The following is a 20,895-nucleotide window of genomic DNA, read 5'->3' as shown; positions in this document are numbered from 1 at the left end:
TTTCACCGTCCATGTGCGTTTTGTCGCATTCCATCGTAGCCGAGAGGCCGCCCGAACCCCGGCGCCTGTCAGGCATTGACCCGAACCCACACTCGCACCTCACGCACCTCACATGCCTCACGCGTCCAGCAGCCACCGCCATGCCGGTACGACTTCGATACGTCCTTCCGGCACGCTGATGGTTTCCGTCTGGTCGGCGGTGACGATGGTTCCAGCGTCCAGTCCGAAACGTCGCATTGCGGCTTGGAGCGCACGAATCTCACGAAGACGGGTTTTGTCGTCGCCCATCGCCCAGCAGACCTGGATGAGCCGCGTCGCCTCCATCGTCAGCGCGTCGCCGACGATGAAATCGATCTCATGCCGACTGCCCCCTTCCTGGAACAGCAGACGCGATACCGAACCACTGCGCGTTCCGGACGTGTCACGCCTGAGCTTGAGGAACACGGCCGTTTCGAGACGCTGCCCTTGTTCCTGCGACGCGGCTTTGGAGAACGCCAGGAACATGCCGGGATCCACCGTGTAGATTTTCGCGGACGATCTGGTGTTGTTTGCCAGCGCACGCGAGAACTCCCGCACGGGAAACAGCAGATAGGCTTCCTCGTAGTAGCCAAGCAGGGAGGCGAGCGACCCGCGGGACACGCGCAGTCCGCGGCTGGTGAGCAGATTGGCGGTTTTGTTGATGGAGAGCTCTCGCCCCGACGAGGCAAGAGCCTGCGCAAGAAACGCCGATGCCGCCACGGGATTGCGCACATCGTAACGGTCGATGACGTCGCTGGACAGCGTGCGGGTCGCATACTCCTGGAGCAGGGCGATCGCGTCAGGCGCGTGAAGCGACTGGACGGCGATGAATCCGCCGCGCTCGAGGTATCCGTGAAGATGATGGCGCAAGTATGCCGTCTCATTGGAAGTGAATGCCCGTTCGGCAGGATTCGGCAGCGCGCCCGTGTCGACACCGTGGAAACGCAGATATTCGGAGAAGCTCATGGGGAACAGCTCGCGCGGCAACGCGCGTCCGCGAAATTCCGTTGCGACTTCGCGTGACAGCATTTTCGACGATGATCCGGTCACGTAGATCGTCGCGTTGAGCGTATCGACAAGACGACGCAGGAACATGCCCCAATCGGGGACTTCCTGAATCTCGTCGAAGAAGAGGTACACGCCTTCGCCGCGCGCCTGCGGATGCAATTCGAAGTACGAGTCGATCACGTCCTGCAGCAGGGACGGCGCGAATGGCTTCAGACGTTCGTCTTCGAAGTTGAAGTACAGCATCCGCGACGCCGGAACGCCGGCAGCCAGGATGCGGCGCATCTCCTGGAACAGTCGATAGGTTTTACCGCAGCGGCGGACGCCCACGATGGTGCGCACCAGATTGCCCCGCCGAGGCTCCGGGATGTCGCCGAGGTCGAGATCACGACGGAAGACCTCGGGCACGCCGATTTCTTCCCATTCTCGGATGATTCCTTTGACCAAATCGCTCATAGCCGTCCCTCCCGTCATGACGTGTATCGCATTCGCCTTAAAGGGCATTTCATCTTGATGTTTGCGAAGCCAAGATAAGTGTATATCTTGCTACACCCCTCGGTCGTCGGCAGCGCGAGATAGCCCGGATTGCGTGTTAGCCGCCTAGCGTAAGGGGTTGAAATGGGCGTGCATGATCCGTGGCCGGTGCCGGACGAGTGGGAGCCGTCGATCGCCGAGTGGTTGGGGGTGATGCGTGCGGCCGGGTATAGTCCGGCGACGTTGAAGACGCGCCGGTGTCAGATTTCGCATATAGCGCGGGCATTGCAGGGTAGCCCGTTGACGGTGACGGGGCGCGAGCTGGCCGCGTATTTCGGCGGTCAGGACTGGAAACGCAACACACGCAAGGGGTATCGGGATACCGTGAAACGTTATTTCGCATGGTTACGGCAGACGGGACAACGGCCCGATAGTCCGGTTGACATGCTGCCGAAAGTCCGAGAGGCGGCACCGAAGCCGCGCCCGTGCCCGGACAAGTGGATTTTGGCAGCGCTGCAGAAGGCGGACGACGCGGAAACGCTCATGCTTCGCCTGGCGGCTGAGTGCGGTCTTCGCCGGTCGGAGATAGCGGCCGTGAAGAGTTCGGACGTTCACGAGGATCTGTTAGGTTGGTCGATCACCGTCGTGGGCAAGGGTGACAAACAGCGCACGGTGCCTATCGGCGATGACCTGGCGAAGCGTGTGAGCGCGGGCGACGGTTTTCTGTTCCCCGGCAACCATGCCGGCCACCTGTGTCCCAATCAGCTCGGCAAGCGGATAAGCCGCCTGTTGCCTGACGGCTGGACTCCACACACGCTGCGGCACCGTTACGCCACTAGGACGTATGAGGAAACGCGTGATATCTACGTGGTCTCCACGTTGCTCGGTCATTCGAGCGTGGCGACAACGCAACGGTACGTCGCCATGCCCGATAGCCGGTTGCGGGCGGCCGTCGATGCGGTCACGCTTAATGCCTGATAGAATCCGGTGTGTCTAGTGGAAGGAACCTCAATGAAGAAGATACTTGCTATTGCCGCGACGATCACGGCTATCATCTCGCTCGCCTCATGCGGCGGCGGCAGTTCCAAGGCGGAACCGGCGGCCGACTGTCTGGACGTGCCGGCGGATGTGATGGACGTGGTGGCGTCCGGCAGTGACACGGCCGGTTTCAAGGGCGTGAAGGCGAAGGCCGTGAAGGGCGACACCGACGGCGTGTATTGGCTGGCGATGCAGTTCACGGCCGATAGCTTCAACGGGGACACGGAAACGGGCATATGGCTTGTTTCCGGCTTGGACGCCGCCAACGCCGGACCGGTCATGTCGGTGGACGCGTTCGCGAAAGAGTTCACGCATTGGCCCAAGCAGGTGAACGGCAAAGAGTACAACGGCACCGAAGCGAAGGCGAAGGCCGCTAAATCCTGCCTTGCGTAATCGAAAGCGCACCCATGTTGTGTGGGTGCGCTTTCGTCTATCGGACGAGGTAGGGGTTGCGTCCGTCGGCGGTGCCGATGGCGATGTAGCGGAGCTTGCCGGAGCTTGCGCCGGTGTAGCGGCCCCAACTGTAGCCGTCCGCGTTCGTGCTCCACCCGTCGAGGTTGACGGTCTGGCCGCGCGTGTACGTGGCTACGATGGTTCCGGCGGTGGTGGGCCTGTCGCGCACGTTGAGCGCGTCCACGTTCACGCGGTAGGTGCCGGAGAGACTGCCGCCGCCGGCGGTCAGGCCGTCGATGTGGGCGCCGTCAATGTCTTCGGTCCAGCCGAGCAATCGGTATCCCCACCCCTGCCATTTGCTGACGGGATCCGTGTGAATACGGTTGTCTGCGCTGTTGGTGGTGCGCATGAGGCCGCCACCTAGGTAGATGGCCACGTGGCCGTAGGGGTTGCCCTGCTGACTGAAATAGATGGGCGCTCCCACGGGGATTCCGTTCAGGCTTCCGGTGTCGTGGCGTGTGGGCGACGCGGCCCATGCGGCGGCGGCGCTGGGATACGTGCCGTTCGGCACGCCGTAGGCGACGCGGCAGAACATGAGACACATTCCGCCGTATCCGCTCGTGATGCTGTTTGCTTTGGCGATTGCCTGTGATGGTGACAGTGCCATGATCGGTTCCTTTCTGGTTGGTTATGCGATAAGGCTGAATATTCCGGCGGCCCACACGCACGCGATGGTGAGCAGCGCGAGCACGATGAGGATCAGGGACGCGAAGAACAACGCCCATTGGTACGGGGTTTTCGGCATGGTGGCGGCCTTTCTACCACGGGATGTACAGTGCGGTGATGAACGTGAGAACGAACCCGATGACGAGCGCGAGCAGGAACGTGATGGATCCGATGGCGAGCAACCAATCCACGAGCCCGTTCAGCGTTTTCCGTTTGCGCCGTTGATGAAGAGCATTATGAGGACGTTCACGACGATCAGCGCGATGCCTGCCCACATAGTCACGCCTTGTGTTTCGGTTTCGCGTCATCGTCGGCCGCCTTCGCGCTTCGGAACAGTTGGAGCAGCGGGGAGCCCGCTATCTCGGGGTTGATTTCGCTGAGGTTTTCCAAGATGCTGCTAATTTCGGTCAGAGCGATGTACACGCCGGCCGGGATCACGAGCGGCACCGTGAATCCCAAGTCCAGATAGGCTTGTCCGTGTTCGATGATTTCGGCCAATGCCATGACGAGCACGAAACCGCATTTGTGCCATAGACCGTCACGCATTTTCGTACTGGATACGTCGTGCTGCATGATGGCCTTCAACAGGCCCGAAGCGTAGTCGAACACGATCAGCACGGCCACGATGCACAATGCGGCGAGTTCGGCTTGAGTCATAGTGGTGTCCTTTCCCTTAGTCGTCGGTTGTTACCCAGATGCCTGTAAGGTTGAACGAGCTGGTGGAATAGTTGATGTTCCATTGCGATAGGCGGTTTCCCTCCACGGCGGAGTCATCCACGCCCGGCGCGATCTGGTTGTGGGTCACGCTGACTCGCGTCTTCAACGCGGCCGTGAACCCGTCCGGGATGTTCAGGACGGTCGCCACGCTTGCGTTCGCGCCGGAGACGACGCCCGATTTGAACGAGTAGATGCACGTTGCGAATACCATGTTTCGGATTCTCAGTAGCCTGTTGCATGATACGTTCATTTTCGTCGCGTCGTAGGTGAACGCGCCGACACGAACGGTGCCGAGGGTGTCGAGAATCATATTGATGTCCTCGACCGTGGCTTGTAGTTTGCCGACGGTGCCGGTGAGTTCCACTATTCGCGTGCTTGTCGTGGTGAGCGTGTTTTCCGTTGCGGTGACGCGTGCCGCAAGCCCGTCCGTGTCCTGGCCGTTGAAATCGAATCCGCTCAACAGGGTTTCGATTCGTTGCGCCTGGGTGGTGAGGATTTCCGGGAGTTCCCGGACTTGATCAGTGTCGAGGGGGTACGGGAGTCCGTATTTCGGTGTGGTGGCGCTCATGCTGTTTCCTTGAAAATGTTGACGTATCGTAACATGCCGATTTTGTTTTCGCTTAGGGAACTTCCCCTATAGGTGCCGGCGCTGGGTGTCCATGTTTTGAAGTCGGCGACGGTCGGGGATTCGGTCGGCCCTGGTATGGGCCACACGTCGAACGTGTGTCGCCATATCATGCCTTTCTTCGTGTCCCGCGTGTATGTGAGCGTGCCGTTTGTCTGCGCCCACCATCCGTGCGTGCGGGGGTCGGTGTTTTCGAATTTGCTGCCGATGATCAGCAGGTGGAGGAACCCGGGGCGGGAGATGGCCGGCATGCGTGATGAGTCTTGCGGGTCCCATTCGGCGGTCATGGTGGGCAGTCGCGGCCGTGTGCCGATTTCCTCCGCTTCCGCGATGAGATGGGAGTGATCGATCTTGCCCTCGAACCCATAGGCGTGGATGGTGTCGCCGGGCGCGTTCGGCTCGTCGCTCGTGATTGCAAGGATGTCGTAGAACGTTTCTTTGGTGCCCGTGTTGAGGGGGAACGTGGTCACGAAGTCCTTGAAATCGTCGCCGTCCTTGCGTTGGCTTGTCCATTGGATTTCCCGGTAGGGAGTTGGTTCGGTCAAATCGTCGTCTTGTATGGCGAGTGTGTCCGCGTCCACCAATGAAGAACGTGTATCCTGGCCTTCCATGTCTATCCACCCGGTGTATCGGCCGATGACGCGCCGGTCGGTGTATCCTACGGTGGATTCGCCCAGTGCCGTGCAGTCCCAGAGGTCGGCCCATACTTTGGCGGGGTTGTTGCTTGAAGGTGTCTCGGCATTGATGTGGTGGTTGCGTGTCAGGTCGAGTACGTTGTCTGCCTTTTCGACGGCCGCGACGCGATGCGGTAATACGGTGTTGTCGCTGTTGGAGTACGCTTCGGTGAAGAACAATGGGCCGTCGTAGGTGTCGAGGTCGAGCCCGTACACGGTGTTGAGGTACCTGAGTCCGGTCATGGATGTGCCGAGATAAGGGGGTGCCATGACCGATGGTTTTCGGGGGTCCCTGGAAAGCGTGTAGGCAAGGTCGCTGGCCTTGATGTGGTAGGTGACTTTCGAGCCGTGTTCGACGGTGGCGCTTGTGATGCGCCCTGTGAAGATTATGGTTTCGTTCCTGGCCCATTCTGTTTCGCCTTCCAGTGAATCGCGATATCGGACTTCTATGGGATGTCCTACGAGTTCGATGGAGTTGGCCCACCCTTCCCGGCCCGCGTGGAGTGTCAGGTCAAGGGTTGAGGCGTTGTCGGTTTCGGTCGGGGTCTTGCGTCCCCATGTGATCGTGATGGGCGTGATGGCGCATGGCGTCACGTCGTCCATCGGGAACGGGGTGGCTGGTAGTTCGATGCCGTCGATCAGTACGCTTGTTCTGTTTGTCATGCGAACGCCTTCCGTCCTCGTCTCGTGAAGTAGGTTTCCAGCGCGTCGGCGATGCTGCCGGCGGTGGCGTCGTTGTCGATGTTGTTGGATGCGTTGATGGTGATGTTGATGGTGGCGCGCTCCTCGCGTCCGCGTGGTCTGCTGCCGCCGGTCGCGATGTCGGCGAGCCGGGAAACGGACGCGTAGCGTGGTGCGGCGGCGAGGGCGGGCATGGGCCCGTTGCTCATGGCGGACATGAGGGCGATGGGCTGGTAGGCAGTCGCGGCCGGCATGTACGCGGCGGCGCTCATCGTGTTGATGCTCGAAGCCGCGTTGGATGCGCCCGTGATCTTGTCCCAGAGGTCTCCTACCCATGACAACGCGTTTTGGATGTATCCGCCGATGGCGTCGAAGATGCCTTTGATCTTGTCCTTCAACCCGCCGAAGAACGCAATCACACGGTCGATGGCGTCTTGCGCCCAGCCCGGCAGCGCGTCGTACATCTTCTTCGCCGCGTCCTTCATGCCGTCGAAGTTCAATGTGACGGCGTTGAACAGCAGTTGGTAATAGCCGGTGATGAAGTCGAGTGCGGGCTTGCACGCGTCCTTGATGCCGTTCCACGTGTCCACGCCCCATTGCTTCAATCCGTCCCAGATTCCGCCGACCCATGAAACGAAACCGTTCCAGCCGTCGGTGAGCGCCTGGAGACAGGCGGCGCCGGCGGCCTTCACCGTGTCCCAGTTCGTCGCCAATAGGATGACGGCGGCGACGACGACGGCGATGATGGCGATGATGGGAAGAAACGCCACGTTCAACGCGCCTTGAGCGACGGCGACGGCGGCGGTCACTGCAGCGTAGGCGCTCATGGCCGCGTTGATGGCGAGGATGGCGCCGGCGGCGACTCCGATGGCGATTGCCAACGGCGTAAGCCATGATGTGTTGTCCTGCACCCATTTGCCGAGTTCGGCGAGTTTCTGCGCGGCCTGGGTGATGTACGGGAGCAACGCTTCACCTAGTGCGGCCTTGGCGTTCTCAAAGCTGGCGTTCATGCGTTGGAGCTGGCCTTGCGCGGTGTCGCCTTCCTTCGCGAAGTTGCCGACGGCCTTGCCTGACTGATCCGTGATTGCGGCTAGTGTGGCCTGCATTTTCGCGTTGCGGTCGCCGGCCTTGTACAGGTCGCCCAATCCCATTTCGGCGGCCTTCGCCTTCAACGTGGAGTCGTTCAGGGTGATGCCGTATTTCTCGATCGGGTCCATCTCGCCCTTGAGGGCGGCGGAGAGCGCGTCCACGGCGTCGGCGGTGGTGCCTCCGAACATGGAACTAAGGTCGGCGCCGAGCCCGATGAGGTCGTTGGTCTTGTTGGCGGACTCGTCAACGCTCATTCCCATGTTCTGCAATTGGGAGCCTACAAGCGTGGCGAACTCGTTGTACTCGTTTTTCGACAGGCCGACGGCCTGCGCGGCCTTGTCCGACCATTCGAGCATTTTCGACGCGCTGTCGCCGAACACGGTTTCGACGCCGCCGACGGACTGTTGCAGGTCGCCGGCGGCGGTCGCGGCGGCCTTGCCCATGTCGGTGATCTTGGAGACGACGCCGGCGCTGGCGACGGCGGACGCCATGCCGCTTATCGCCGTGCTGGTCTTCTGCTGCATGGTCATCATTTCACCGGTGGTCTGGTTGATGGCCTTCAACGCGTCTCGCGCGTCGCCGGTTATGTTCACCTTGATCGTCGATGTCTTGGATGCCATGTGTCACCTCCTGCGTGCTTGTTCGAGTTCGTCGGCTTCCCGTTCCAACAGCCTCATTGCGGTCCCCCAGTCGCGTTCGTCGGCCTCACGCCGCCATTGCCACGGGGTGCCCCCGTACCGGCCGGCGAGCACCACGGAAAGCTCCTGGAGCGTGCCGGCCGGCCATGCGGTCAGGATTTTGGGTCGTCGTCCGTGTCGTCCGCGTCGTCGTCGGTGTCGGTGTCGTTGTCGGCGGTGGTGATGGCCGCCACCTGTTCCGCCCATTTCTCGAACGGGGTGCGGACGCGGCCGGAGTGACGGAGCGCGTAGTACACGCCGTACATGGTGGCGCGGAGCGATTGGAAACCGCCCGCCCAGTTCTCTTCCTGCGCCTTGTCCTCGGCCCTCATCTGAACGAACGGGGTGATAGGCACGACGTAGGTCGTGCCGTCCTGCATGAGTACCTTCAACGGTTTCGGCTGTTTCATGGTCAATCTCCTTGTACTTGGGACAATGCTTTTTCGATGGCGGCGGCGAAGATGTCGTCCACCTTGTCGGCGGCCGCGTCCGCGCCCGCGCCGAGGAAATACGCGCCCTGGATGTTGTGGGCGGGCCACCCGTAATTGATGGGCCCCGCGTAGGGGACTTTCGCGGTACCGACCCGGACGACGCCGGCGCGTTGCATGGCGCCGGCACGGACGGTGGATTTCAGCTTGCCGGATCTGACGGGCGTCCTTGCGGCGACTTCCGGTTTCACCACGTCGGCGGCCTTCCGGTTCGCGTCCTTCAAATCCTGCATGTCCGCGCCGGCGGCCTTCAACGTCCTGGCGAGACGTCCCAGACCACGCGAGTCGAGACGGACGCGGAACCCCTCGCCCATGTCAGGCGCCCGTGTTCTGGGTGAACGCGGCCGCGTCGATGTTCGCGGCGGCGAAGCTGAAATCGATATCATTCTTGCTTTTCACGTCGCCGCCGAACGCGACGGGCGCGATCGTCACGTCTCCGGTAATCTTCAACGCGCCGGCCTTCGCGGGCACGAACTCGAACGGCATTGACTCGCCCTGATGCGTCAGACACCACGCCTGCACGCCGTCCGTGCTGTAGTCCTCCTTGATCGTGCCCTCCACGGTCCATGAAGTCGTCTGAGCGCCCGTGTCCTGCGATCCGTCCAAGTAATTGATCGTGTCGTCCGTGCTCGTGTCCGGCGTGATGGTCACGTTGGTCACGTCGGCGCTGAAATCCTTCACGCTGCCGGACGCACCGATGGTGAGGCTTCCCGGTCCAAGAATCCTGTTCTTAGCCATGATGGTCGTTCCTTTACTGTTTGTTGATGGTGAGCAGATAGGCGGCGAGCACGTTCGACGTGTCGCGCGTCCAGTTGACGGGCTCGGCTTCCACGACGTTCACCGTCGCCGTCGCGGTGATGTCGTCGATGACCTGGTAGAGCAGTCCGAGCGCGTCGGCCGCGCTCGTCGTGGTGCCGGCCACAAGATACACCGAATATTCGGCCGTGAACATCGTCCACGACTCCCATTCGATCCGGGGCGCGGCGATGTACGCGTGAACCTCGCCCGTACCCGGTTTGACTCGCGCCGCGTCCTGAGTGACGCGCGTCAACACGTCCGGTACGACGTTGGAGAGCAGGGTTTCCAATTCGGTGATGTCCTGCACGATGCTGTCGGCGGTCATGCGATGCCCTTCCCGGCGAGGATGCCGGCCGCGCGGAGTTTCGGCCAAGCGGCCCGCAACGGATCCGTGCTAACCCGGTACGGTTGGATGCCGTCCGCGTCGCCCACGGCCATGACACCGTTCCGCGCGTCCCGTTGCCCATACAGGTCGGCCGCGACTGCAAGCACAATGTCGTTGCGTACCGGCGCGGGCAACGCGTCGAACCGGCTGCCCACGCCGGCCGTGAGGTAAGCGCGAGCCGATTCGAGCGCGTCCGCGAGGTCGTCCCGGTCACGGTCGGTCGCGTCCACGAACCGCATGAACCGGGACAACAGTTCATCCTCGGCCATGTCCATTCCTTTCCTTAGTCGAGTTTGATGAGGCGTGGTGTGAGGTCGGTATCCACGGTTTGGCCTTCCGCCACGAATACCGAGACAGGCCACAGGTTCACCGCTGTGTCAATCCCCCCCCCTGTCGCGTTCACGTCGTCGGGTTTCTCCCACGGCGAGGACTGGCCGGCGGGTTGGAGCATGCACCGAAGCGTGGTCGCCGCGAGGTCGCCGACCGGCGCGTTGGAGTATTGGCAGATGCCGAAGTACAATCCGGTCGCGATGTTCGCAGCTGTCACCTTCACCTTCCCCTCGGTGGCGTTCATGGTGACATAGCCGAGACTGTTCCGCGCCGGGACGTCTCCTATCGGGCCCGCCCACACTCCTACATAGGTGTTGCCCTTGAACGCGGGCGTGCAGGCGAGCGTGTACGTTCCGGGCGTGAAACGCGTCGCGTCCAACGGCCACGCGATGCCCTTTGCCGGGAGTAGCCCAGTGCCGGACACTACGAGAGCGCCGTCGTCCGCTATCGACGTGGTGAAACCATTGACAGGCGTGGATGTCGGCCCATAAGACAGCAGGTTCTTAGAGCCTGTCACGCTTTTGGGGCGGCGTTGATGGCGTCGCGGGCGGCGTCGGCGCTGGCGGCCTTCATAAGGCTGCGTCCGACGGCGGTGGCGCCGGCGAGCGTGTCGGCGGTCGGCGTGGCGGGGATGACGCCGGCCGCGATCTTCGCGGCGGTCACGGCGCCGGCCGCGATCTTGTCGCCGGTCACGGCGTTCGCGGCGAGCATGTCGGCGGTGATGCTGCCGGGCGCGGGCGTGCCCGACTGGTTGCCGACCTGTTCGCGGAGCTCGTTGACGGCGGCGATGAGGGACGCGATGGCGTCGGGTCCCACGGGGTCGCCCACGTCCGGCAATGCTACGGTGAAATCAGCCATGATGGTTCCTTTCGTTCTACTTGGTGGCGAACTTGACGGGGGTGATGCCTTGGGGGAACGTGACGCCGAACGCCGCGTACCCGTAAACGCTGAACTGTCGTGTGAGGTTGATTGCGTTGTCAGCCTGGAGCTGGAAGGGAGCGCCGCCGGACTCCCACATGGTCACGGCGGTCCTGTCCATGAACACCACGGTTTCGGCGGGGGCACCGTCGAGCAGGTACACGTCACGGCGGAGCAGTCGGCCCGTGGTGGCGGCCGGGTCGAGACTGCCGAGCGTGGTAGCGCCCTGGCCGGAAACGTCCATGAACCTGTCTCCCGTGTCGGTCAGGTGGGCGATCAGCTTGAAAACGTCCTCGCTCACGCCGATGTAGTCAAGAGTCGCGTTCACGTCATCGAAGCGTGCGGCCGCGTCGATAATCAGGTCCACCCAATCGTTCGGGGTGAGCGCGTCAACGGTCTTGGAGACGGTGAGCTTGTCCGCGTCCTGCACGTTGTTGATGGCACCGTAGAAGGCGACGCGGGCCGCGTTCTCGGTGGCCTTCGCGTAGGCGGCCGTCAGCGCCGACATGTACGTGTTCAGGTACGGGGACGTGGCGCGTTCGATGACCTGGCGTGACAGGTCGCCGTAGCCGCCGTAGGTGGCGATGTTCGCCGAGCGTTCCGTGAACGCGATCTTGCCATACGGCAGGTAGTCGCCTTCCTTGGCCTGCTGCTTCACGGTGGTGGTGTCCGTGTCGAGCACGAGGTAATTCAGGCTCATTCCCTCGGCCGGCAGCGCCTCATGTGCGAGAAGGTTTGCGATCGTGCGCTTCTGCTGAAGGATGCGGATACGGTCCGCGATCCATGCGGGCTGGGTGTCGGTGTCGGCGATGACCGCGCCCGTGTAGTCGCGGGTCACGAGCTGCCGGTAAGCGGTGCGGGCGGCTTCGGCCCTGCCGTCGTCGCCGCTGACGAGCGCCTTGAGCATGTCGGCCTGGGAGTCGTAGGGGATGCGCGTCGTGGCCGGCGTGGAGCGTGCCGCGATCTGGTCGTGAAGGCCGCTCAATGCGCTGCGCGTCTCGGTCTCCAGATTGTCGAGTCGTTCCGTGAGTTCGGTGAGCTGGGTCATATCCTGTTCCTTTCCGATTGTCGTGGTAGTGGTGGTGTCGTCGTCTGGCGTGTCGGTGCGTTGGCTTGTGATGACGGCGCCCTTGTAGGCGGGGGTGCCGCATACGGCGACTTCGCGTAGGTCGATTTTCCGGCGGTGGAGGATGGTGAGCCCGTCGCGTTCCTCGTTGATGGTCTCCACGGGGTCGAAACCGACGCTGAAACTGTCATAGACTCCATCGCGCACGAGCTGCGCGGTCTCGCGTCCGGCCGTCGTGTCGCTGATGACGGCCGTGATGTGAAGCCCGTCGTCCTGCACGTCGGTGTCGGTGACGCGGCCGATCAGGTCGCCGTGTTCGCGTGACAGCTTCACGCGGGATGTGTCGCCGAAATCCGTGTCCGGGTCGAACACCTCGCGGTATTCGCCGAACAAGCGGTACTCTTCGCCGAACGGTACGGCGATGCCTTCCACGGTGGTTCCGTCGCCGTTCGCGGCTTCGCGGATCTGTAGGCCGCGCACGGTGATACGGCTCGGCTTGTCGGTGATGTCACTCATTCGTGTTCCCTTCCTCGGTGACGTTCTCGGCCGGCGCGGGTTGTTCCGGCAGAGGGTCCATGTGCTCGTGCGCCCGTACCTCGTCCACGGTCATCCATCCGGCCTGCACGGCGCTGGCGTATGCCTCGTACCTGGTTTTCGTGTCGGAGCGGCGCGAGGAATCCCAGTCCATCGCCACGTAGGATCCGCGCGGCAGTATCTCGCCCAGAGCCTCACATATCGGGTCGGCGTAGGCGGCGAGCGTGTACGAACTGAACTCGATCCATGATTGTTCGATGTTCTGGTACGTGAGGCTGGAGCCGTCCGCGCCGGTGAGCATGAGATTCGCGGGGATGCCGAACAGGCGGGCTATCTGCGTGCCGTCGAACTTGCGCGTCTCCACGAATTGCAGGTCGGCGGGGCTTAGCAGCATGCTCGAATACGTGGCGTTGCCGCCGAGCACAAGCGGGGTGCCGGAGCGTGCGGCCATAAGCCGTTGTTTCGCCACCGTGGCTTCCTCGTCGCTGATCGGTTCCTTGAACGTGAGCACGCCGGACGGGCGGGCGGCTTCGTTCCTCCAGTTCGCGGCATAGTCGCGTGTGGCGGCGGCGCCTTCCAGTTCGACGCGGGCGGCCGCGATCGGGCCCAAACCGCGGATCGTGTTCGCCCGCACGGTCAGACGCTTGTGGATCATGTCCCTGTCCGGGATGTCGCGGCCGCGCCACGCATAACGGATATCGGGGTTGAGGGGATCCGTGGCCGCGTCCCATACCGTGACCTCGTTCGGCGGCAACGGCACCACGTCCAAGGTAACGCCGCCGACGGTGCGCTTGTAGAGGAAGAAATTACCGTCGGTGGCGAGGCAGCTCACGAGCCACATGACGAGTTCGCGCCGCGTCATCTGCCGGCACGGATTGTCTAGCAGGGTGGACGACGCGGCGCGGGGGCGGCCGTCCCTGCCGACCTGGACGATCGGCAGCGCGCTTACCGCCGTCTGCAACACCTGGACGGCGCGGAACACCTGGATAAGGTTCGTGGGGTCGGAGCCCACGGGCATGCGCGACGGCGGAACCACGTCCGGCGACACGACGTTACCGGTGTCGCCGTCGTTCGTGAGTTCGCGCGTCATCCACGCCGCAAGTCGTCGTTTCCATCCCATGCCCCACATGATGCGCCCGCAAGGATCCCGCTCCTAATCCCACGGGCGCATAAGGGCACGCAAGGGTGCAGGACGGCGCATAAGGGCACACGTTTAAAAAATCTGCAAGGGCACGCGTGCCGGCTTGTGGAGCACGCCCCACGCGGCGAGCTGGACGGATTCGATGGGGCTCACGTCGCCGGGCGATTGGCGGCGGTCAAGGAACCACGTGTCGCCCGCCCAACGGCGGACGGCCACGCCCACGGCCGTATCAAGGCGTTCGTCGGGAGCGTGCGTCGCGGTGTTCTGTCGTAGCAGGTCGATGAACGTGGGCCCGGTCTTGCCCATGTCCGCTTCGGGCATGTCGATGAGGCGGTACACGTCCGCGTGCTGGCGCATGTAGTCGGCGAGCGGCGCGGCCGGGCCCTTCCGGTCGATGCATATCGGCGCGTCGTACCGTTCGGCCGTGTCCGCGATCCAGTCGGCCGCGCCGGCCGTGCCCGCCCGCATGCCGACCATGCCGACCTTGAGCGGGTCGCCGGGCACGCCCACGGCTATCGACGTGGATTGTTGGTCGATGCCGACCGCGACGCCGAGACAGCATTTGCCGCGCATGTCCTCGATGCCGGGGAGGTCGCCCGTGGTCGCGTCCCATAAATCCTGCGTGTACACGCGTTCGGTGGTGCCGTCGTCGCGGATATTGCAGAACGCGCGTCGCCAACCGGCGGGGTCGGTTTTGAACTCGTCTCGGAACTTCGCGAGCTGACGGCGGTTGAACAGGTGGCCCGCGCCTGGGTGCGCCGCCCACACGGCCGCGAGGTCTTCCGGGTCGGCGTCCAGCGGCAACCCGTAGTCGATGAACGCCCAACCGGCCGGCGCCATGCCCTGCCGGCACTCGGTGAGCATGGGGTTAAGAAACGTGCTGTCGGCCGTGCCCTCGGTGCTCATAACCCATAGTTGGGGTTGCTGGCCCATCAATTGCAGTCGCGTGATCGTGGTCGGTATGAACGCCTGCAACAGCGCGTCGCCCTGTTTCCTCGTGAACGCCCACGCCTCGTCCAACGTGATGCGGTCGCCCTGGAAACCGTGGCCGCTGTTGTCGGTCGGCGGCGACGGCCTGAAACAACTGCCGTTCACGAACTCAAGCACCGAATCCGCCGCACCGTATTTCACGGTTTTGACGAGCGGGCGCAAAGGGCTGTTGTCCACGTCCTTGACGAGCTGGCGGAAACGGGCGGCCGCGTCGCTACCACGCTGGGCGATGTACCAATGCTGCCGGTTCGGACCCAACAGCATGCTACGCAGGTGTTCCGCCTCATCCAACGTGGTCTTTCCCGCCTGGCGGGGCACGGTCACGACGACGCGCTGGTACCGGTATATCTTCCGGCCTTGCTCGTCGGTCTCGTATTCGCCGGCGATGTCGGCCGTCAGCCGTTGCCACGGCAACAGGGGACGGCCCAACGCGGCGCTAACGGCGGCCACCTTGCCGCCGTCCGTCTCAAATGCCGGGTCGCGGCCCGTGCAGTAGCGTGGGCGTGCTTCGCTCACAGGCTCATTCCCTTCAACAGTTCGCGGGTCTCGTCCGGCAGTTCCGGCGCCGTGTCCGAGTCGTCCCATTCGTGCAGCGTGCGCACGAAATCCAGCAGGGTAGCCATGTTGCGGGAGATTTCACGGCCCTTGCGGTTCTGCGCGTCGATGTTCTCGCCCAACGAGGGCAACGAGTCAAGCACGAGCGCCCTGTCATAGGACATTTCGGGGTGTTCCTCGCGGTATTTCGCCACAAATCGGCCGATGGCCTTTTCCTGACGGCCGATTTCACGGCCCGCGTCCTCCAATCCTTCCAAAATCGGCATGTTTTCCACCTCAATTCCAACGTGTCCGCGACACTCGTAGAATGGTCGTAATCCAAATGTTTTCTAGGCGTGTCGCGGTTCAGCTATTTTTTAATTTTCCGGTCGAGAAAATAAGGAAAGGCGCCGGGCTTATTTCGACGGCCGGCCGGGCTTAAAAAGCGAGGTCCACCCGTCTCCAGTCGTCGTCACGCTCGTCGATCAACGCGCGAAGCGTGTTCGGTCCGATCATGTGGCGTTTCCACGCGCCGAGCGCCTGCCTTTCGCCTTGGTTCGACGGCGTGAACCCGCTCCCACGGTCCAAGCGTTCGACCTGATAGCCCAAGCGGATCCATTCGCGCACCGTCTTCGCGTCGATATCGAACGAGGGCACGATCGTGAGTTGCGGTGTGGCCGGCACGCGCAACGCGTGGCGGGTCGCGCCACGCATGGCGGCGGTCATCATCCCCCATCCCCCTTCCTCGTGGCCTACCGCCTCATACACGCGCCGGTAGTCCAGCAGTCGGCCGTGATAGTCCACGGGCTCCATGTCGCCCGGCTGGAGCAGCACCACGCGCACATCGATACCACGCCCCTGTACTAGACAATCTTGGCGTTTGCTGTTGCACTTACGGCACGCGGGACGGAGGTTGGCCACGGTGGTGCGTCCCCCGCACGAGTGCGGGTATATGTGGTCGAGCGTGTCCGCGTAACGGTCGCAACCGGGGAACCCTAGCCAGCACACGCGCCCGTACCGCTCGTACACGGCCGACTTGACGCGTTCCGGTATCGCCTGACGTATCGTTGCCATGATTCACCTCCTCGATGCCCGCATGAACGCGAGAACGTCGCTTTTGAGATAGCGCACGCATCGTGGGCCCAATACGGTCACGCGCGGGCCGCCGCCCTTGCTTCGCCACCGTTTCACGGTGCCCACGCTCACGTTCAACGCGTGTGCGACTTCCTCGGTCGTCATATAGTTGCCGTTCGCCAATTCCGTCCCCTCCTAGAACATGGATCCCTGAACGTTCGCCGGCCGCGCCGGTTTCCGTCCCTGCGTGGCCCATTTGCGGAAATCCCGGTTGTCCACATACCACACGCCGTTACGCCGGTAGGCCGGGAACCCCGGCAACGTGCGCAACGCCATGACGTTCGGCATGTGCAGGGCGTGCAGGACCTCCCAGCACGTCAATTCGGTGCTGTTCTGCCGTCCCGCGATTTCGTCCACAGCGTCCGCGAACTCGAACAGCTTCACGGCGCGGCGTTCCTCGTTGTCGCCCTTCCACGCCCACACCTCGGCCAGTGAATACGCTTCCTTGCGGGGCTTCGCGGGCAATCCGGCCGGCGGCATGGTCACACGAGCCATTGATAGGCCCCCGACCATTTCGCCACGTTCTCGAACACCTCGCGAGCGTCCCAGCATCGTTGCCCGTACTGACGGACCTTGTTGGAAGGCACCTGCGCGAGCTGGAGCAGGTGATACAGCTGGTTGTCATCGATCCGACCGTTACGCCGCGTCAATCCCGCCCATCTCGCCAACTGTTCCGCACGGATCAGGAACGAATCGGTGGTGGAACGCGCCTGAATGAAGTCGTGGAGCTTCGGGAGCAACCGTGTTCCAGCGTCCTTCAACTTCTGTTCATAAGTAGCTTTACTCATATCATTTCTCCGTTGTTCCAGTTACGTTAAATGTCTCTTTGGTTGGTGGACGGGAGAGGTCAAGACCAGAAAGACTGACGCGAAAGCGCGATAACGCTTCTCGTCAGTCCTTCGTGTGGGTCTTGCTTGGCACTCTTTGGTCGGAGCCACGGTGTCGTACACAAGAGCGGGCAAAGCCCGCCGGGAATGGTCCCCCACGTGGGCCCGCGCCATGATGGCACGCTATGGCCGCCCGATTCCGCCTTTACCGGCGGCCCACGGGGATCGGTGGCACTCTCTTCGTCTCGCTACTACCGCAAGTGCAATGCGGCGGACTTCACCCCGACCACGGGGCGCGTTGGTATGCCTAGCCCTAGCCATACGGGGCATTATCGGCGTTCCATTATGAGTGCCGGCGCATTATCGCCCGCCGGCGGCCGACTCGACTAGTCGAGGATGTCAAGACACGCGATCAACGCCTTCACCTCGTCACGCGTAAGCCAATAGGCGCGGGGCGTCAGCTGACGGTTTGACGCATGCGGTTCAATCTCCAAGTACAGAGACTTTCCATCCGGTCCCTTCGCGGTCGCGAACGAATACCCGAAATCAGACACCTTGGCCGCCATGCGCCCTCCCTCCGTTCACGCGCCGGTCGATACGTTCCGGCACATCCGCCAACACCATTCCGAGACAGAGGCAGACCACGCCGCCCAGCAGGTAGCAGCCGACCACGAACAGAATCAGCGCACTGAACACCGAACAGAACGACACCACGCCCTTATACGCGTCTCTCATGCCCCGCCCTCCTCGCAGTCGTCGCGATCGTCCGGGCGGTACGTGTCCCAGTTGCTCAATGTCCGTCGTTCCGCCTTGGCGCGGCGGTGCGCCTTCAACTCGTCACCCAACACGCCTTCAAGTCGCTGGTACAACGACATGAGGTCATCCACGCTCACGAGCTGCGTGAAGCACATGCCGTCACCGATGACGCTGAACGACGCGACACCATCGGAGAAATCCTTCCGAACGATATTGAACCCGATCCACACGGGCTTCGCGGATCCATCCTTCTTCGCGGTCTTCGCGGTCATCGCGCCAACCCCTTCCCGGCCGTCTTCAACATGTCTTGTTCAACGCACTCATGGCACTTGCAACACAAGCCGTTCACCCACCAACCGGCCCGAACCGCGTAATCCGCCGGGTCGTTGTTGTACGGGCAACGAATCTCTTTCCTGCACTTGTCGCAGTGAATCACATACGAGAACATTTGTTCTACTCACCTTCCTTGGTATCGGTGCGGCCGGTCAGATAATCCAGACTCACGTGACACGCGTCCGCGATCTTCGCCACATCCGTCAGCGTGAACCGAATCCGGCCGTTGAACTTCTGAGAGACAGCCGAGGTAGACACGCCGAGCTCACGCGCCACGTCAGCACGAGACAAGCCCGCCGACGCACACGCCAACTCAATGCGTCCAGTCATCATTCCTTCTATTTTTGAAGTCACGCTTCAAACAATAGCACATGTTTGAAGTTTCCCTTCAATGTCTCGAAGACATGGTGTTAAGTCTCGCTAAATTTGATATATGATGTTAAGTATGACTACACAGACGATAAACAAGCGAGACAGCGCGGAACTACTAGGAAACGTCATCTCTTCCAACGTCCGCGTTGCCCTTGCGCTGCGTGACAAGAACCAATCCGACCTTTCCCGCGCATTGGGCGTGTCGCCCACGCTCATTTCACAGAAGCTACGCGGCGTCACGTCCTGGACGATTGCGGACATGGCGAACGTCGGCGCTTACCTCGATGTCGATCCATCCAAATTCCTCGATCCGCACGGCCTTCTTGCGGGAGGTGTGACCGGGCCCCAGTTCTTCGTCTCGTCCGACGATCTAGGGTGTATCGTTTGACTTTACAAACATCAAGATTGAGTTATTGAAGTCCCGCGCACGCGCAACGGCCCCAATCGCCGACACCCCGATATGATGAGGCCATGAGCGATTACGGGAATCAGGGAGCAGCCGGGCCGCGTCACATCCTGGTGACGGGCGGAGCGGGGTTCATCGGCGCGAACTTCGTACACTGGGTGGCACGCGAGCAGTCGGACGTGCACGTCACCGTGCTCGACAAGCTCACCTACGCGGGCAAACGCGAAAGCCTCGACGGTGCGCCTGCCGACCGTCTCACGTTCGTGCGCGGCGACATCTGCGACGCCACGCTGGTCGAATCGCTGCTGGCGGGGACGACAGGCACCGCGACACCGCCGATCGACGCGATCGTCCACTTCGCCGCCGAATCGCACAACGACAATTCGATTCTCGACGCGACACCGTTCCTGCGCACCAACATCGACGGAACGTACACGCTGCTGGAGGCGGCGCGACGGCACGATCTGCGCTTCCACCACATCAGCACCGACGAGGTGTACGGCGACCTCGCGCTCGACGAACCGCGGCGGTTCACCGAAACCAGCCCGTACAAGCCATCCAGCCCGTATTCCGCGTCGAAAGCGGCGAGCGACCATCTCGTGCGCGCATGGCATCGCACCTACGGCGTGAAGGCGACGATCAGCAACTGCAGCAACAACTACGGGCCGTACCAGCACGTGGAGAAGTTCATCCCGCGGCAGGTGACGAACGTCCTCGCCGGCATCCGGCCGAAACTGTACGGCACGGGTGCGGCGGTACGCGACTGGATCGATGTGGAGGACCATTGCAGCGCGATCTGGGCGATCCTCACGCGCGGGCGCATCGGCGAAACGTACCTGGTGGGCGCGGACGGTGAGATGAGCAACATCGACGTGCTGCGCATGATCCTCGAACGCATGGGATTGCCGGCCGACGCGTTCGACCACGTGAACGACCGGCCCGGCGGTGATAAGCGGTACGCGATCGATGCCTCGAAGATCACGCGCGAGCTCGGCTGGCGGCCACGTCACACCGACTTCGCCGAAGGACTCGATGAGACGATCGCGTGGTATCGCGCCCATCAGAGCTGGTGGCTGCCCGACAAGCAGGCCACCGAGGAGAAATACCGGCTGCAGGGCCACTGAGGGGCCTGCCATCCCGCATCAACTGATCAGACACCATATATCAGGCTCATTGCAAGACGCTCTTCAATCGCCAGATAGCATAAGCAGCGATGGTGATACCGTCTACGATTTCACCATCCGCAATCATCCGGTCGATGCTTTCGGGCTCAGCCCACGTGAGATTCGACAATTCCCAGTCGTGCGCATCGACATGGACGTCATCACCCACTGCCAGCGACACCACTCCTATCGAATCCTTCAACACGCCGGTATCCGCGTGCATGTATTGCAACAGGGTTGCACCATCCGGCGTAGCACGTATGCCGGTCTCTTCATGAAACTCGCGTAGAGCAGTCTGTTCACTCGCCTCTCCGACTTGGCTCATACCACGCGGGAACTCCCATTCCCAAGCTCCTGTAGTAACACGCCAATGCCGAGCCAACAGCAGACGTCTGCCGTGCACCGCCACGCATACGGCACCAGGGTTGCCATCTTTGACTGAAGCATAATGTACCGCGAAACGATTCCCTGTCCCGGTATCCCGTACCCGCACTCTGGTCACGGTAAAGTCAGCGCCGCCTTGTTCGCGGTATACCACGTCTCTTCTTAAAATTGCGAGCGGGACAGGAGCATCAGTCATGGTTCTGTCGCTTTCCCACGGCG

30 protein-coding genes are annotated in these 20,895 nt (G+C 62.4%); 4 read left to right on the top strand and 26 right to left on the bottom strand.

From position 1 onward, the window contains the following. Nucleotides 1-117 precede the first annotated feature (117 nt). Nucleotides 118-1,479, bottom strand: coding sequence for an ATP-binding protein (locus AC1AYR_RS05725; RefSeq protein ID WP_476511725.1), 1,362 nt, complete (start codon nt 1,477-1,479; stop codon nt 118-120). 162 nt (nt 1,480-1,641) lie between these two features. Between AC1AYR_RS05725 and AC1AYR_RS05720 the strand changes: the two genes are divergently transcribed. Both AC1AYR_RS05720 and AC1AYR_RS05715 read left to right on the top strand, forming a co-directional pair. After that, complete coding sequence (locus AC1AYR_RS05720) at nt 1,642-2,475, top strand: tyrosine-type recombinase/integrase (protein ID WP_476511726.1); 834 nt, start codon at nt 1,642-1,644, stop codon at nt 2,473-2,475. A 33-nt stretch (nt 2,476-2,508) separates the two neighbouring features. Then, entirely contained in the window at nt 2,509-2,928 is a 420-nt protein-coding gene (locus tag AC1AYR_RS05715) for a hypothetical protein (protein WP_476511727.1), read from the top strand. A gap of 37 nt (nt 2,929-2,965) precedes the next feature. Here AC1AYR_RS05715 and AC1AYR_RS05710 read toward each other — a convergent pair whose 3' ends face one another. The 24 genes from AC1AYR_RS05710 to AC1AYR_RS05595 all read right to left on the bottom strand — a co-directional run bounded on the left by AC1AYR_RS05710 (nt 2,966) and on the right by AC1AYR_RS05595 (nt 18,681). Continuing rightward, the gene (locus tag AC1AYR_RS05710) at nt 2,966-3,595 is read right to left on the bottom strand and encodes a hypothetical protein (RefSeq protein WP_476511728.1); all 630 of its coding nucleotides are present in this window, start codon (nt 3,593-3,595) and stop codon (nt 2,966-2,968) included. A 338-nt stretch (nt 3,596-3,933) separates the two neighbouring features. Next, nucleotides 3,934-4,311 carry a phage holin family protein gene (locus AC1AYR_RS05705; RefSeq protein WP_476511729.1) on the bottom strand — a complete coding sequence of 126 codons (378 nt, stop codon included), beginning with the start codon at nt 4,309-4,311 and terminating at the stop codon, nt 3,934-3,936. A gap of 16 nt (nt 4,312-4,327) precedes the next feature. Beyond that, entirely contained in the window at nt 4,328-4,939 is a 612-nt protein-coding gene (locus tag AC1AYR_RS05700) for a hypothetical protein (protein WP_476511730.1), read from the bottom strand. Continuing rightward, entirely contained in the window at nt 4,936-6,273 is a 1,338-nt protein-coding gene (locus tag AC1AYR_RS05695) for a hypothetical protein (protein WP_476511731.1), read from the bottom strand. Before AC1AYR_RS05695 ends, AC1AYR_RS05700 begins: the two co-directional genes overlap by 4 nt. A gap of 56 nt (nt 6,274-6,329) precedes the next feature. After that, nucleotides 6,330-8,060 (bottom strand): phage tail tape measure protein, encoded by a 1,731-nt coding sequence (locus AC1AYR_RS05690; protein WP_476511732.1) that lies wholly within the window; start codon nt 8,058-8,060, stop codon nt 6,330-6,332. Between the two features lie 170 nt (nt 8,061-8,230). Next, entirely contained in the window at nt 8,231-8,527 is a 297-nt protein-coding gene (locus tag AC1AYR_RS05685; RefSeq protein WP_476511733.1) for a hypothetical protein, read from the bottom strand. A gap of 2 nt (nt 8,528-8,529) precedes the next feature. Then, the gene (locus tag AC1AYR_RS05680) at nt 8,530-8,919 is read right to left on the bottom strand and encodes an HK97 gp10 family phage protein (protein ID WP_476511734.1); all 390 of its coding nucleotides are present in this window, start codon (nt 8,917-8,919) and stop codon (nt 8,530-8,532) included. Between the two features lies 1 nt (nt 8,920). Beyond that, nucleotides 8,921-9,343: a hypothetical protein gene (locus AC1AYR_RS05675; RefSeq protein ID WP_476511735.1), complete on the bottom strand. Its 423-nt coding sequence runs from the start codon at nt 9,341-9,343 to the stop codon at nt 8,921-8,923. A 13-nt stretch (nt 9,344-9,356) separates the two neighbouring features. Next, on the bottom strand, nt 9,357-9,728 hold the full coding sequence (locus tag AC1AYR_RS05670; protein WP_476511736.1) for a hypothetical protein: 372 nt from the start codon (nt 9,726-9,728) through the stop codon (nt 9,357-9,359). Beyond that, entirely contained in the window at nt 9,725-10,057 is a 333-nt protein-coding gene (locus tag AC1AYR_RS05665; RefSeq protein WP_476511737.1) for a hypothetical protein, read from the bottom strand. Before AC1AYR_RS05665 ends, AC1AYR_RS05670 begins: the two co-directional genes overlap by 4 nt. A 14-nt stretch (nt 10,058-10,071) precedes the next feature. Continuing rightward, a complete protein-coding gene (locus AC1AYR_RS05660) occupies nt 10,072-10,497 on the bottom strand; it encodes a hypothetical protein (protein ID WP_476555147.1) in 426 nt (141 codons plus the stop codon). Nucleotides 10,498-10,631: 134 nt separating this feature from the next. Then, entirely contained in the window at nt 10,632-10,976 is a 345-nt protein-coding gene (locus tag AC1AYR_RS05655; protein ID WP_476511739.1) for a hypothetical protein, read from the bottom strand. 16 nt (nt 10,977-10,992) lie between these two features. Beyond that, on the bottom strand, nt 10,993-12,618 hold the full coding sequence (locus tag AC1AYR_RS05650; protein ID WP_476511740.1) for an HK97 family phage prohead protease: 1,626 nt from the start codon (nt 12,616-12,618) through the stop codon (nt 10,993-10,995). After that, on the bottom strand, nt 12,611-13,756 hold the full coding sequence (locus tag AC1AYR_RS05645) for a phage portal protein (protein WP_476511741.1): 1,146 nt from the start codon (nt 13,754-13,756) through the stop codon (nt 12,611-12,613). Before AC1AYR_RS05645 ends, AC1AYR_RS05650 begins: the two co-directional genes overlap by 8 nt. A 93-nt stretch (nt 13,757-13,849) precedes the next feature. Next, nucleotides 13,850-15,283, bottom strand: coding sequence for a hypothetical protein (locus AC1AYR_RS05640; RefSeq protein ID WP_476511742.1), 1,434 nt, complete (start codon nt 15,281-15,283; stop codon nt 13,850-13,852). Beyond that, nucleotides 15,280-15,588 (bottom strand): hypothetical protein, encoded by a 309-nt coding sequence (locus AC1AYR_RS05635; protein ID WP_476511743.1) that lies wholly within the window; start codon nt 15,586-15,588, stop codon nt 15,280-15,282. Before AC1AYR_RS05635 ends, AC1AYR_RS05640 begins: the two co-directional genes overlap by 4 nt. Nucleotides 15,589-15,739: 151 nt before the next feature. After that, complete coding sequence (locus tag AC1AYR_RS05630) at nt 15,740-16,375, bottom strand: HNH endonuclease (protein WP_476511744.1); 636 nt, start codon at nt 16,373-16,375, stop codon at nt 15,740-15,742. Between the two features lie 3 nt (nt 16,376-16,378). Next, entirely contained in the window at nt 16,379-16,540 is a 162-nt protein-coding gene (locus AC1AYR_RS05625) for a helix-turn-helix transcriptional regulator (protein ID WP_476511745.1), read from the bottom strand. Between the two features lie 30 nt (nt 16,541-16,570). After that, nucleotides 16,571-16,921, bottom strand: a complete 351-nt coding sequence (locus tag AC1AYR_RS05620) for a hypothetical protein (RefSeq protein ID WP_476511746.1) — start codon at nt 16,919-16,921, stop codon at nt 16,571-16,573. Beyond that, a complete protein-coding gene (locus AC1AYR_RS05615) occupies nt 16,918-17,223 on the bottom strand; it encodes a hypothetical protein (RefSeq protein WP_476511747.1) in 306 nt (101 codons plus the stop codon). The genes AC1AYR_RS05620 and AC1AYR_RS05615 overlap by 4 nt, the downstream gene beginning before the upstream one ends. Nucleotides 17,224-17,648: 425 nt before the next feature. Continuing rightward, nucleotides 17,649-17,828, bottom strand: coding sequence for a hypothetical protein (locus tag AC1AYR_RS05610; protein ID WP_476511748.1), 180 nt, complete (start codon nt 17,826-17,828; stop codon nt 17,649-17,651). After that, nucleotides 17,809-17,997, bottom strand: coding sequence for a hypothetical protein (locus tag AC1AYR_RS05605; RefSeq protein WP_476511749.1), 189 nt, complete (start codon nt 17,995-17,997; stop codon nt 17,809-17,811). Before AC1AYR_RS05605 ends, AC1AYR_RS05610 begins: the two co-directional genes overlap by 20 nt. After that, nucleotides 17,994-18,290 (bottom strand): hypothetical protein, encoded by a 297-nt coding sequence (locus AC1AYR_RS05600; RefSeq protein ID WP_476511750.1) that lies wholly within the window; start codon nt 18,288-18,290, stop codon nt 17,994-17,996. Before AC1AYR_RS05600 ends, AC1AYR_RS05605 begins: the two co-directional genes overlap by 4 nt. A gap of 181 nt (nt 18,291-18,471) precedes the next feature. Next, nucleotides 18,472-18,681, bottom strand: coding sequence for a helix-turn-helix domain-containing protein (locus tag AC1AYR_RS05595; protein WP_476511751.1), 210 nt, complete (start codon nt 18,679-18,681; stop codon nt 18,472-18,474). A gap of 115 nt (nt 18,682-18,796) precedes the next feature. Here AC1AYR_RS05595 and AC1AYR_RS05590 point away from each other — a divergent pair, with 115 nt between their 5' ends. Continuing rightward, nucleotides 18,797-19,111, top strand: coding sequence for a helix-turn-helix domain-containing protein (locus AC1AYR_RS05590; RefSeq protein WP_476511752.1), 315 nt, complete (start codon nt 18,797-18,799; stop codon nt 19,109-19,111). 83 nt (nt 19,112-19,194) lie between these two features. After that, nucleotides 19,195-20,253: a dTDP-glucose 4,6-dehydratase gene (rfbB, locus tag AC1AYR_RS05585; RefSeq protein WP_476511753.1), complete on the top strand. Its 1,059-nt coding sequence runs from the start codon at nt 19,195-19,197 to the stop codon at nt 20,251-20,253. A gap of 46 nt (nt 20,254-20,299) precedes the next feature. On the opposite strand, the gene AC1AYR_RS05580 is transcribed toward rfbB, so the two are convergent. Continuing rightward, on the bottom strand, nt 20,300-20,872 hold the full coding sequence (locus tag AC1AYR_RS05580) for an NUDIX hydrolase (protein ID WP_476511754.1): 573 nt from the start codon (nt 20,870-20,872) through the stop codon (nt 20,300-20,302). Nucleotides 20,873-20,895 lie beyond the last annotated feature (23 nt).

This window comes from Bifidobacterium sp. LH_417 (assembly GCF_056357035.1).
Note: the sequence above shows the minus strand (reverse complement) of the source record. Positions and strands in the feature narration are given on the sequence as shown.

What these genes read in the sequence shown, in the direction of transcription:
- AC1AYR_RS05580 (WP_476511754.1), bottom strand. Translation starts at nt 20,872, where the DNA reads ATGACTGATGCTCCTGTCCCGCTCGCAATTTTAAGAAGAGACGTGGTA.
- AC1AYR_RS05600 (WP_476511750.1), bottom strand. Translation starts at nt 18,290, where the DNA reads ATGACCGCGAAGACCGCGAAGAAGGATGGATCCGCGAAGCCCGTGTGG.
- rfbB (WP_476511753.1), top strand. Translation starts at nt 19,195, where the DNA reads ATGAGCGATTACGGGAATCAGGGAGCAGCCGGGCCGCGTCACATCCTG.
- AC1AYR_RS05710 (WP_476511728.1), bottom strand. Translation starts at nt 3,595, where the DNA reads ATGGCACTGTCACCATCACAGGCAATCGCCAAAGCAAACAGCATCACG.
- AC1AYR_RS05655 (WP_476511739.1), bottom strand. Translation starts at nt 10,976, where the DNA reads ATGGCTGATTTCACCGTAGCATTGCCGGACGTGGGCGACCCCGTGGGA.
- AC1AYR_RS05725 (WP_476511725.1), bottom strand. Translation starts at nt 1,479, where the DNA reads ATGAGCGATTTGGTCAAAGGAATCATCCGAGAATGGGAAGAAATCGGC.
- AC1AYR_RS05605 (WP_476511749.1), bottom strand. Translation starts at nt 17,997, where the DNA reads ATGAGAGACGCGTATAAGGGCGTGGTGTCGTTCTGTTCGGTGTTCAGT.
- AC1AYR_RS05645 (WP_476511741.1), bottom strand. Translation starts at nt 13,756, where the DNA reads ATGGGATGGAAACGACGACTTGCGGCGTGGATGACGCGCGAACTCACG.
- AC1AYR_RS05715 (WP_476511727.1), top strand. Translation starts at nt 2,509, where the DNA reads ATGAAGAAGATACTTGCTATTGCCGCGACGATCACGGCTATCATCTCG.
- AC1AYR_RS05690 (WP_476511732.1), bottom strand. Translation starts at nt 8,060, where the DNA reads ATGGCATCCAAGACATCGACGATCAAGGTGAACATAACCGGCGACGCG.
- AC1AYR_RS05595 (WP_476511751.1), bottom strand. Translation starts at nt 18,681, where the DNA reads ATGACTGGACGCATTGAGTTGGCGTGTGCGTCGGCGGGCTTGTCTCGT.
- AC1AYR_RS05665 (WP_476511737.1), bottom strand. Translation starts at nt 10,057, where the DNA reads ATGGCCGAGGATGAACTGTTGTCCCGGTTCATGCGGTTCGTGGACGCG.
- AC1AYR_RS05705 (WP_476511729.1), bottom strand. Translation starts at nt 4,311, where the DNA reads ATGACTCAAGCCGAACTCGCCGCATTGTGCATCGTGGCCGTGCTGATC.
- AC1AYR_RS05590 (WP_476511752.1), top strand. Translation starts at nt 18,797, where the DNA reads ATGACTACACAGACGATAAACAAGCGAGACAGCGCGGAACTACTAGGA.
- AC1AYR_RS05675 (WP_476511735.1), bottom strand. Translation starts at nt 9,343, where the DNA reads ATGGCTAAGAACAGGATTCTTGGACCGGGAAGCCTCACCATCGGTGCG.
- AC1AYR_RS05650 (WP_476511740.1), bottom strand. Translation starts at nt 12,618, where the DNA reads ATGAGTGACATCACCGACAAGCCGAGCCGTATCACCGTGCGCGGCCTA.
- AC1AYR_RS05610 (WP_476511748.1), bottom strand. Translation starts at nt 17,828, where the DNA reads ATGGCGGCCAAGGTGTCTGATTTCGGGTATTCGTTCGCGACCGCGAAG.
- AC1AYR_RS05670 (WP_476511736.1), bottom strand. Translation starts at nt 9,728, where the DNA reads ATGACCGCCGACAGCATCGTGCAGGACATCACCGAATTGGAAACCCTG.
- AC1AYR_RS05630 (WP_476511744.1), bottom strand. Translation starts at nt 16,375, where the DNA reads ATGGCAACGATACGTCAGGCGATACCGGAACGCGTCAAGTCGGCCGTG.
- AC1AYR_RS05680 (WP_476511734.1), bottom strand. Translation starts at nt 8,919, where the DNA reads ATGGGCGAGGGGTTCCGCGTCCGTCTCGACTCGCGTGGTCTGGGACGT.
- AC1AYR_RS05685 (WP_476511733.1), bottom strand. Translation starts at nt 8,527, where the DNA reads ATGAAACAGCCGAAACCGTTGAAGGTACTCATGCAGGACGGCACGACC.
- AC1AYR_RS05625 (WP_476511745.1), bottom strand. Translation starts at nt 16,540, where the DNA reads ATGACGACCGAGGAAGTCGCACACGCGTTGAACGTGAGCGTGGGCACC.
- AC1AYR_RS05720 (WP_476511726.1), top strand. Translation starts at nt 1,642, where the DNA reads ATGGGCGTGCATGATCCGTGGCCGGTGCCGGACGAGTGGGAGCCGTCG.
- AC1AYR_RS05635 (WP_476511743.1), bottom strand. Translation starts at nt 15,588, where the DNA reads ATGCCGATTTTGGAAGGATTGGAGGACGCGGGCCGTGAAATCGGCCGT.
- AC1AYR_RS05695 (WP_476511731.1), bottom strand. Translation starts at nt 6,273, where the DNA reads ATGGACGACGTGACGCCATGCGCCATCACGCCCATCACGATCACATGG.
- AC1AYR_RS05615 (WP_476511747.1), bottom strand. Translation starts at nt 17,223, where the DNA reads ATGAGTAAAGCTACTTATGAACAGAAGTTGAAGGACGCTGGAACACGG.
- AC1AYR_RS05700 (WP_476511730.1), bottom strand. Translation starts at nt 4,939, where the DNA reads ATGAGCGCCACCACACCGAAATACGGACTCCCGTACCCCCTCGACACT.